The organism is Mesorhizobium sp. Mes31, from assembly GCF_024519675.1.
Taxonomy (GTDB): domain Bacteria; phylum Pseudomonadota; class Alphaproteobacteria; order Rhizobiales; family Rhizobiaceae; genus Mesorhizobium.
Genome location: NZ_JALJRL010000017.1, coordinates 133620 through 140218 on the forward strand (window position 1 = coordinate 133620; position 6599 = coordinate 140218).

The 6599-nt window shown below is 65.1% G+C and carries 5 protein-coding genes; 1 reads left to right on the plus strand and 4 read right to left on the minus strand.

The annotated features are described in order from the left end of the window. Positions 1–8: 8 nt before the first annotated feature. From NR193_RS25350 to NR193_RS25365, 4 genes are all read right to left on the minus strand, one after another. Complete coding sequence (locus NR193_RS25350) at positions 9–977, minus strand: ABC transporter permease (protein ID WP_256753480.1); 969 nt, start codon at positions 975–977, stop codon at positions 9–11. 3 nt (positions 978–980) lie between these two features. Continuing rightward, positions 981–2483: a sugar ABC transporter ATP-binding protein gene (locus NR193_RS25355; protein ID WP_256753481.1), complete on the minus strand. Its 1503-nt coding sequence runs from the start codon at positions 2481–2483 to the stop codon at positions 981–983. A gap of 5 nt (positions 2484–2488) precedes the next feature. Beyond that, a complete protein-coding gene (locus tag NR193_RS25360) occupies positions 2489–3472 on the minus strand; it encodes an ABC transporter permease (RefSeq protein ID WP_256753482.1) in 984 nt (327 codons plus the stop codon). Between the two features lie 121 nt (positions 3473–3593). Continuing rightward, the gene (locus NR193_RS25365; RefSeq protein WP_256753483.1) at positions 3594–4676 is read right to left on the minus strand and encodes a sugar ABC transporter substrate-binding protein; all 1083 of its coding nucleotides are present in this window, start codon (positions 4674–4676) and stop codon (positions 3594–3596) included. A 215-nt stretch (positions 4677–4891) separates the two neighbouring features. On the opposite strand from NR193_RS25365, the gene NR193_RS25370 reads away from it, so the two are divergent. After that, complete coding sequence (locus tag NR193_RS25370) at positions 4892–6496, plus strand: GMC family oxidoreductase (RefSeq protein WP_256753484.1); 1605 nt, start codon at positions 4892–4894, stop codon at positions 6494–6496. Positions 6497–6599 lie beyond the last annotated feature (103 nt).

Consider the following 6599-nt stretch of genomic DNA (forward strand, 5'->3'; position numbering starts at 1 on the left):
TCGAACTGTCACTTGATGACCGCGATCTTGCTGCGGTCGATGGTGATGGCGACGGCGGCGATGAGCACCGCGCCGAACACCATGTTTTCCAGGAAAATGTTGACGCCGACGAAGGTCATGCCGATGCGCACGATCGAGATGATCAGCGCGCCGACCGCCGTGCGGGCGACGCCGCCCAGCCCGCCGGTGATGGCGGTGCCGCCGACGATCACGGCGGCGATGGCCGGCAGCAGTAGCTGATTGGCAAGCACCGGTGAGCCGCTCGACAACCTTGCCGCCAGCACGACGCCGGCGACCGCAGCCAGCATGCCGGAGGCGGCAAAGGCGATGATCTTGGTGCGGTCGACATTGATGCCCGCCGCCCAGGCGGCTGGCTCGCCGGCGCCGACGGCAATCGCCTGACGGCCGAAGCGCGTGTAGCGCAGCGCCAGAAAGGCGGCGATGCCGATGACCGCCGAGATCAGCACCACCACCGGCACACCTGCAACCGTGGCATTGATCCACGCAGTGTTTTCACGGCCCGCTTCCTCGATGGTGATGGCGCGGCCGTTGGAGACCCAGAGTGCGAGGCCGGTGACGACCCCGCCGGTGGCGAGCGTCGCCACGAAGGACGGGACACGCAGCTTGACATGGACGATGCCGCTCAACGCTCCGAAGGCGAGGCCGGACAGGATCGCCAGGGGAAAGGCGGCAAGCCCGAGCGAGGGCAGCAACTGTGCCAGGATGACGCTCGCCAGCGAGGCGACCGCCTGGATCGACAGGTCTATGCCGCCGAGCAGGATGGCGAAGGTGACGCCGGTCGCCAGGATGAACAGCACGGCGGTGTTGGCAAACAGCAGCGCCACGGTCTCGCCGGTCAGAAAGCCTGGCGCGGCAATCTCGATGATCAAAAGCAGCGCGACCAGCAGGACCAGCGGAATGGCGCCTTGCGTCCACTTACCTTCGAACACCTGCCTGATGGGAAAACCTTCACTCATCGGTCACACCATTGCTCGCAGTAGATCGATCTGGTTCGGTTTCTTGCCCGGGCTGGCGTCGAAGCGCGCGGTGATCTCGCCGTCGCGCATCACCAGCACCTGGTGCGACAGGCCGATCGTTTCCTCCAGCGTGTCGGAAATCAGAAGGATCGCCACGCCTTGCGCGGAGAGATCGCGGACCAGTTCGTAGACCTCCTCCTTGGCGCCGACATCGAGCCCGCGCGTCGGATGGTCGAGCACCAGGATGCGCGAGCCGGCCGTCATCCAGCGCGCCAGCACCACCTTCTGCTGGTTGCCGCCGCTGAGCTTGCGGCAGGCGGCATCGGGGCCAGGCGCCTTGATGCGCAGCCGCTTGATCCAGTCGGCGGCAAGCCTGCGCTCCTTGCCATAGTCGATGGCGCCATGGCGCATGACGCTGGAGAGATCGGCGAGCGAAATGTTCTCCGCGATCGACAGGAACATCACCAGCCCTTCGAGCCTGCGCTCGCGCGGCACATAGCCGATACCCCTGCGCACCGCCGGTTCCGGCGAGCCGAAGCGCACCGCGTCGCCGGCGATTTTCATTTCGCCCGCATCGTGCTGGAGAAAGCCGCCGATGGTGCGCGTGACCTCCTCACGGCCGGAGCCGACGACGCCGGCAATGCCGACGATCTCGCCGGCCCGGATCTTGAGATCGACGCCGTGATAGAAGCCGTTGGCGCCCAATCCCCTGGCCTCGACCATGACCGTATCGCGCGGTGTCTGCTGGCGTGCCTCGCGGTAATATTCGGCCTGCAGGCCGCGCCCGACCATGATCTCGTGCAATTCCGGCGCGGTGACCTCGGCCGCGCGGTGTTCGGCGACGACCGCGCCGTCCTTCATCGTGTAGACGCGGTCCGAAATCGCCAGCACCTCGTCGAGACGGTGCGAGACGAAGACGAAGCTGGCGCGGGATTTGAGCGAACGCACGCGCGCGAACAGCACCTCGATATCGGCGGCGTTGAGCACCGAGGTCGGCTCGTCGAGCAGGATGAGCAACTGCCGTTCGACCACTTCCTCCAAGGTCAGCGCCTTGGCCAACTCCACCATCTGGCGCGCGGCGAAGGTGAGTTCGGAGGTGCGCGCCGTGACGTCGATGTCGATGCCGATCTTGGCCAGCTGACGGCGCGCCGCCGCGTTCATGGCGCGCCAGTTGACGATGCCGAAGCGGGTAAAACGGTCTTCCTCGCCGAGATAGATGTTTTCGGCGACCGTCAGATTGAGCACCAGCGACTGTTCCTGGAACACCATGCCGATGCCATGCCGGGCCGCGTCGCGCGGGCTGCGCATGCGCAGCTGTTCGCCGTCCAGCGTCAGGCTGCCGCCGTCCGGGCGATAGCTGCCGGCCAGCACGCGCATCAGCGTCGATTTGCCGGCGCCGTTCTCGCCGATCAGCCCGACCACCTCGTTCGGGCGGACCTCGATCGAAACGTCGCGCAAGGCCTGCACGCCGGGGAAATTCTTGATGATGTGGGACGCCTGCAGCATGGCGCTCACTTCACGATTCTGAGGCGCATGCGGTCGAGCGACAGCGCCACCGCGGCGATGATCATCAGGCCTTGCACCGTCTGCTGGATATAGGGCGAGATGCCGAGCAGGATCATGCCGTTCGCAAGCACGGTGACGATCAGCACGCCGATCAGCGTGTTGACGACGCCGCCTTCGCCGCCGGTCAGCGCCGTGCCGCCGACGACGACGGCGGTGACCGCGGCAAACAGCCTGCCGTCGCCGATGACGGCGTGCGACTGGCCGAGCTGTGCGGCGGCAAGCACGCCTGATATGCCGAAGAAGAAACCGGCCAGCGCGAAAGCGGTGATGCGCACGCGCACCACGTTGACGCCGGAGAGCTTTGCGACATCCTCGTCGCCGCCGATCGCCAGTATGTGGCGGCCGAGCTTGGTGTGATACTGGATGACGGCGGCGAGCAGGAACGCGCCGGTGGCGACCCACACCGCCAACGGCAGGCCAAGGAAACGGTGCAGTGCCAGGTCGCGGATCGTGGCGTCGTTAAGCCGGATCGCCGAGCCGCCGAGCATATAGACCGACAGGCCAAGGCCGATGAACCACATGCCGAGCGTGGCCATGAAGGAGGGGATGCGCAGCATGGTCTGGACGAGGCCGCTGACAAAGCCCATGGCGGTGCCAGCGACGATTGCGGCGAGTACCGCCCACCAGCCATAATCATTGCCATTGCTGTCATTGGCGGCGAGCAGCACGACCACCATCGCCGACACCGACAGCGTGCCCTCGACGGAAAGGTCGATGCTGCCCATCAGGATGATGAAGGTCAGCCCCATCGCCAGCGTCAGCGGCACGGCGGCGGAGTTGGCAAGCCGCACCAGATTGCGCAGCTCGATGAAATTGGGATTGGCGATGGCGATGAGTACGCAGAGCACGATCAGCACCGCCAGCGGCGCCAGGCTGCGCCAGCGCCTGCCACCGAACACAGTGGCGATGCGGCCGGGGGGAAATGTCATAAGCGTCGTCCGCTCGATGTCCGAAACGGACTTCATGGGTTCTGTATGGATTGTCAAGAAACCGCTTCCCGTCTGCTAAAAAGGGGAGCGGGCCGCCAGGGAGCAGCGGCCCGCCCGGCGGTCAGGTGCGGATCGCTCCAGTCACCCGGCCCCACAGATCGTTCCAGTCGATCTCCGGTTTGGCATCGACATTGGTCTTGTAATATTCCTCGACATTGTCGTGCGAGATCAGCACCGCCTTGCCGTAGAATTCGCGGTGCTCCGGCGGCTCCTTGACCGGATCGAACTTGCCGATCTTGGCATTGTAGCCGATGGCGAGACCCATGCCGCCCTGCCAGAACGGATCCGACGTGACGGTGCAGGCGAACTCGCCCGTGCGCACCGCGTCGACCGCCGTCTTGATGCCGTCGACACCGACGATCGGCACCTTGCCGGCAAGGTTCTCGGCGCGCAGCGCTTCAAGTGCGCCGGAGCCCATGTCGTCATTGGCGGCCCAGATGCCCTTGATGTCGTCGCCGAAGCGGGTGAGCAGATTGCCCATCAGGTCGAAGGCCTCGGTCGATTTCCAGTTGGCGACCTGGAAGTCGAGCAGCTTGATGTCGGGATTGGCGGCGAGCGCTGCGTCCAGGCCCTTCTTGCGCTCGATCGCCGCCGTGGTCGAGATCAGGCCGCCGAGCGCCACGATGCCGCCCTTGCCGCCGATGGTCTTGAACAGGATCTCGGCGATGGTCTTGCCGCTTGCGATGCCGTCGAACTCGATATGGGAGACATAGTTCGGGTTGAAGTCCTTCGGATGCAGATCCGCCGGCTTGTTCCATTGCGTCACCACATAGGCGCCGGCCTTGGCGCAGGCCTCTACGATCGGGCGCGCGTCAGGCGTGTCGTTGGGATCGGAATTGAGCACCATGTTGCCGCCGGTCTTGGCCAGCATCGCCTTGATATCGGCGATGCCTTTCTCGCTGTTGCCTTCCGAAACCAGCGTTACATGTTCGAGCCCGGCCCATTTGGCATAGGCCTCGGCGCCGGTCTTCCACACGGCGTGGTAGGGGTTGGAGAGGGAGCGGATCGACGTCACCAGCGTCGGCTTTTCCTGGGCGCGCAAAACCCTCGGCATGGCGAGCGCCGCCGCGCCGGCGGTGGCGCCCATCATCAGCGTCCGGCGGTTGACCGTGCCGGTAAGCGTAAAATCTGTCCTGTCCTTCATTATTCGAACCTCCCGATTGAAATCTGTTTCCCGCCCGGCGGCAGGCGCGTGGAGCGCGGCCGGGCCTCCGATCGACGGATTGTCAAGTTCCTCCACTTGTACGACAACCCTTCAACACGATAACCATACCCTTTCTCTTGACGCGGCACAAGCGACTTGAGATCGTTGCGTAGAGGAGGGCAGGGCACTGATTTCGACCCTGCAAGGGAGCGAGAATGTCTGACTATATCATCGTCGGCGGCGGCTCGGCCGGCTGCATTCTGGCCGCGAGGCTGAGCGAGGATCCGGACGTCTCGGTCACGTTGCTCGAGGCCGGCCCGCCCGACACCGATCGCTACATCCATCTGCCGGTCGGCTTCTTCAAGATGACGGCCGGGCCGCTGATCTGGGGCTATGACACGGCCCCCGGCAGGGCGATCGAGGGCCGCACCATGGTCTATCCGCAGGCGCGCGTTCTGGGCGGCGGCTCCTCGATCAACGCCCAGGTGTTCACCCGCGGTTGCCCTGAAGACTACGACGGTTGGGCGACCGGCGATAGCTGCGCGGGCTGGAGCTACGCCGAAGTGCTGCCCTATTTCATCCGCTCCGAGGGCAATGACACATTCGCCGGCCCGCAGCATGGCATCGATGGTCCGCTCGGCGTTTCCAGCGGCGCGCCGCATCCGTTGACTCGGGTCTTCGTCAAGGCGGCACAGCAGGCGGGTCTTCCGTTCCGCGCCGATTTCAACGCCGGCCAGCAGGAAGGCGCCGGTTTCTACCAGACAACGACGCGTCAGGGGAAACGCTCAAGCACCGCTGTCGCCTATCTGAAGCCGGCGCTTGGCCGCAAGAACCTGGCGTTGCGCACCGACGCCACGGTCAGCCGCATCGTTGTCGAGAACGGCCGCGCCATCGGCGTCGAGATCATCGTCAATGGCCGCACCGAGCGGCTCGGCGCCGAGCGCGAGGTGATCGTCACCGCCGGCGCCATCGGCTCGCCGAAGCTACTGATGCTGTCGGGCATTGGCCCGGCTGCGCATCTCGGTACGCATGGCATCAAGGTGGTCCATGACCTCGCCGCCGTCGGCCAGAATCTGCACGATCACATGGATGTCGATGTCGTCGCAGAGCTAAACGGGCCGCATGGCATCGACCGCTACAAGAAGAAGCGCTGGCAGGCCGTCGCTGGCTTGGAATATGCGCTGTTCGGCAAGGGGCCGGTGGCGTCCAACATCGTCGAAGCCGGCGGTTTCTGGTGGGGCGACCGCGCTGAGAAAACGCCTGATATCCAGTTCCATTTCCTGCCTGGCGCCGGCGTCGAGGAAGGCATCGGCTCGGTGCCAGGCGGCAATGGCTGCACGCTGAATTCCTACCATGTCCGCCCCCGCTCGCGCGGCAGCGTCACGCTGCGATCGGCTGATCTGCGCGATCCGCCAATCATCGATCCCAATCCCTTCGCCGAGCGCTACGATCTCGAGCGCGCCATCGACGGCATCGAGATCAGCCGCGAGATCCTGTCGCAGCCGGCTTTTTCAAAATACATCAGCCGCGAGCATCTGCCAGGCGCGGCAATGCAGGGACGCGCCGCACTCGAAGCCTTCGCCCGCGAGCATGGGCGCAGCGCCTACCACCCGGTCGGCTCGTGCCGCATGGGCGGCGATGCCGGCAGCGTCGTCGATCCCGAGCTTCGCCTGCGCGGATTGCAAGGGCTGCGCGTCTGCGACAGTTCGGTCATGCCAAGCATTGTGTCGTCGAACACCAACGCCGCGGTCATCATGATCGCCGAGAAGGCGGCGGATCTGATAGCCGGGCGAGGCCCGCTGCCAGCGGTGACGGCCTAGAGCATGATCCCGAAAAGTGGAATCCGGTTTTCGGGAAAGATCATGCTCAAACAAAGAGATAGAGCCCCATCCCGATTCCATCGGGATGGAACAGGCTCTAGCG

Excerpts from the sequence above, each read along its gene's own strand:
- NR193_RS25350 (WP_256753480.1), bottom strand. The coding sequence starts at position 977 with ATGAGTGAAGGTTTTCCCATCAGGCAGGTGTTCGAAGGTAAGTGGACG.
- NR193_RS25360 (WP_256753482.1), bottom strand. The coding sequence starts at position 3,472 with ATGACATTTCCCCCCGGCCGCATCGCCACTGTGTTCGGTGGCAGGCGC.
- NR193_RS25355 (WP_256753481.1), bottom strand. The coding sequence starts at position 2,483 with ATGCTGCAGGCGTCCCACATCATCAAGAATTTCCCCGGCGTGCAGGCC.
- NR193_RS25365 (WP_256753483.1), bottom strand. The coding sequence starts at position 4,676 with ATGAAGGACAGGACAGATTTTACGCTTACCGGCACGGTCAACCGCCGG.
- NR193_RS25370 (WP_256753484.1), top strand. The coding sequence starts at position 4,892 with ATGTCTGACTATATCATCGTCGGCGGCGGCTCGGCCGGCTGCATTCTG.